Annotated in this window: 1 protein-coding gene and 1 pseudogene; both read right to left on the bottom strand. The window is 75.5% G+C overall.

The window, feature by feature from the left end:
- The coding region (locus BH719_RS05950; RefSeq protein ID WP_009743900.1) for an alpha/beta hydrolase at nucleotides 1–647 on the bottom strand (647 nt) is incomplete at its 3' end.
- Nucleotides 644–1871: pseudogene (locus tag BH719_RS05945) on the bottom strand (hypothetical protein); the annotation flags it as partial. The pseudogene BH719_RS05945 and the gene BH719_RS05950, both read right to left, overlap by 4 nt.

Genomic DNA, 1871 nt, shown 5'->3' with positions numbered 1-1871 from the left:
AGCGCCGTGTGGGGGGCGAAGGGGCGGGCCAGGGCCGCGCGGAACGGCCCGGACTGTGAGTCGAGGCGCTCACGCGAGGACGGGGACGCCCACGACCTGTAGACGGCGTCGAGCAACCGCCCGTCGCGCAGCGCCCGGACGCGCCCGGTGGGCAGGGCGAGCCTGCCCTGCAGGAGGCGCCCGCCCGACCAGGGGGCGCGCCCGATGACGGGCCGGATCCCCAGTGGATGCGGCGCGCCCAGCGCGATGAGGGAGCGCAGCTCGGAGGGGGACAGGGCGCCGACCATCCAGGCGACCGCCCCGCCGGTCCCCGCTCCCGCGACGCTGAAAGACGAGATGCCCAGGGTGCGCACGACGCCGATCACGTCCTGCGCGAGCTGGACCAGGTCGGAGGCGCCGCGCGACAGGTCGGAGGTGCCGCAACCGCGGATGTCCATCGCGACGACGCGCCGCCCGGCGCCGGCGAGCGGGGGGATGACGTCCCTCCAACTCCACCAGTGCTCCGGGAAGGCGTGCAGGAGCACGAGCGCGTAGTCCATCGCCGTGCCCGTGTCGGCGACGTGGAACGAGGCGCCGCCCGCCGTGATGTGGCGGTGGGTCCAGGGGCCGGGCAGCTCGATGGCCGCTGCGCCCCCGGGTGCCTTCATCGCTTCCCCTCCGCCCGGTGGGCGCGCCGGCGCTCCCGGGAGGTGAAGTGCGCCCCCGACGGGTTGACCCTCTCGACCTCGGCGCGCCGCGCCTCCTCCGCGCGCCCGATGCGCCTGGTCGTGTGGGACACGTAGCCCAGGCCGATCAGGACGACGCCGATGAGCAGCAGCCGGCCCGAGTAGCCCGACGCCTGCAGGTGGTGCTGCAGGTTCGCCCCGACCGCCCCGGATGACTGGAGGGCGCTCATCACCGGGAACATGGCGGTCGCGGTGGGACCGGGCACCAGCACCCACGGCAGGCCGATCACGGTGAACAGCCCGCCCACCGCCCAAGCGCCCAGCGACGACTGCCGGGCGGAGGCGATGAGGAGGACGGAGAAGGCGAGGGCGCCCAGCAGCTCGCCGAGCGCGAGGAACGACGCCGTGCCCGTCACCATGGGCGCGTTGTCCGCCAGCGTCATGCGCGCCCCCGCGTCGGCCGCCAGGAACCAGGCCAGCGGAACCCCGATGGCGAAAGCGACGAGCCCCATCCAGTGGGCGCGGGAGCGGTTGGGGAGCTCCGCCTTGACGGTCGTGCCCTCGAAGATGGCGTCGTCCAGGGAGGCGGGGCGCACGGACTCCTCGGGCTCCTCCGCCTCCTCCTCGGCCTCCTCGGGGGCGGAGCGCGCCTCCTCTTCGGCCTCCTCGACGGAGGACAGCAGTGAACGGCGGGTAGGCGCGATGACGCCCGTCTCGTCGATGCCGGGATGGGCGCGGACTGGCTCGGGCTCGAGGTCCTCGGGCGAGTGCCAATAGGTCCGGGTCATCTCGTCGTTCCACGAGGAGGACTGCGCGTCCGTGGACCCGGCCATCGGCAGCGTGCTGCTGGGCCAGGGCGAGTAGGCGGAGCCGTAGTCGGCGCCGTCGTCGAAAGCCGTGTCCTCGGCCGCTCCCGTCTCGTCGTCCGCCCGTGCGGAGTCCTCGTCGGCCCGTGCGGACGGGTAGGCGGTGCCCGCGGAGAAGGCGGTGGGGTAGCGGATCTCGTCGGAGAACGCGGCCGTGGGGTAGGCGGGCTCCTCCGCGCTCGTGGCGGGCTCCTCGTCGGCGGGCTCCGCAGCGGGCCGGGCCGCGGGGGCGGGCCGGTCCCATCCGAGGCGCGCGCGCCGGGACCTGCGGGTCTCCAGGGGCGGGCGGCGGGCGGCCGAGGGCGGCTCCTCCACGTGCGCGGCGGGCTCGTCAGCGGTC

The sequence above is a fragment of the Pauljensenia hongkongensis genome (assembly GCF_001746855.1).
GTDB classification, from domain to species: domain Bacteria; phylum Actinomycetota; class Actinomycetes; order Actinomycetales; family Actinomycetaceae; genus Pauljensenia; species Pauljensenia hongkongensis.
The sequence above is the reverse complement of the archived record's forward strand: the minus strand, read 5'-3'. Positions and strand labels throughout refer to the sequence as shown.